A 1,035-nucleotide genomic window follows, 5' to 3' on the forward strand; every position below is an offset into this window, starting at 1 on the left:
CAAAGGCAATTTTGATAACTACAGTGAGCGCATTATGTGTCAGTGCGGCAATATCGAAGGTAAATCCTAAAAATTCCATAAAAACTCTTTTAATGATTTAATAGCTTAAATGCTGAATAATTTGATAGCCAAGTGTTTTGGTATTTTTTAGCTTAATCACTTAAATGCTGAATGATTTGATAGCTTATTTAATAGCTTAATAGTCTAGTGGCTTAGCAGTACAATATCTTGATAGTCGAATACTTTAGTACACAACTTCAACACTGTCACTATAACGATAAGTACGAATCACCCGTAACTCTGGAATATCACGCATGTCCTTGGTAAATTTGCCAAAGGGCGCCGCCTTGCGCACAGACTGCTTTGCGCCTTCATCCAATATCCTCGACCCTGAGCTCTCAAGCAAGCTGATGGCTTTGATTGTGCCATCATTATTGATAATAACCATCAAACGTACGTCACCAGTAATGCTCTGAGCGCGTGCCTGCGCTGGATAATTGAGATTGCCAACACGCTCTACGTACTCGCGAAAGGTATTGATATAATCAGCTGCCGCCCCCTTGGTCGTTGAGTTACTATCAATCGTAAGGGCTTTTGATTGAGTTGCATATATCTGCTGGCGCTGGGACAATTGCGTCTCAAGCGTTGCGATCTGCTTACGTAGTCGCTCCTCTTGCACCAGCATATTATCTTGCGCTTGCTTGCTATCGTTGTCAGACTCAATACTCGCCTGACGCCAGCTGAGCGTTGTGCGCAGGTAGCTCTCTTGATGACGCCGCTCACGGACTTTGCGCGGTAAGTTGATTACGTCCTGTGTTTGACTAATCTGTAGCGCAGACATAGAGCTAATATGAGCGCTCTCTTGCCGAACCCTTTCTATGACTGTACCGCCACCCTTTTGAGAGCCATTAGCGATATAATTAGCCTCTTTATTCGGCGTCATATCATCTGTTAACACTTGAGCGACGTCTTGCATGACGGCGGCAGAATCCTGTCCTACCGAAAAACCAATACCGAAGATAATTAGCGCATGAA

Annotated in this window: 1 protein-coding gene; it reads right to left on the reverse strand. The window is 44.0% G+C overall.

Features of this window, described 5'->3' with window-relative positions; translation table 11 throughout:
• Window positions 1-244: 244 nt before the first annotated feature.
• A partial coding sequence (locus tag ACTXGO_RS14540) for an energy transducer TonB (protein WP_443575020.1) occupies window positions 245-1,035 on the reverse strand: 791 nt, incomplete at its 5' end.

The organism is Psychrobacter sp. T6-1 (assembly GCF_052258445.1).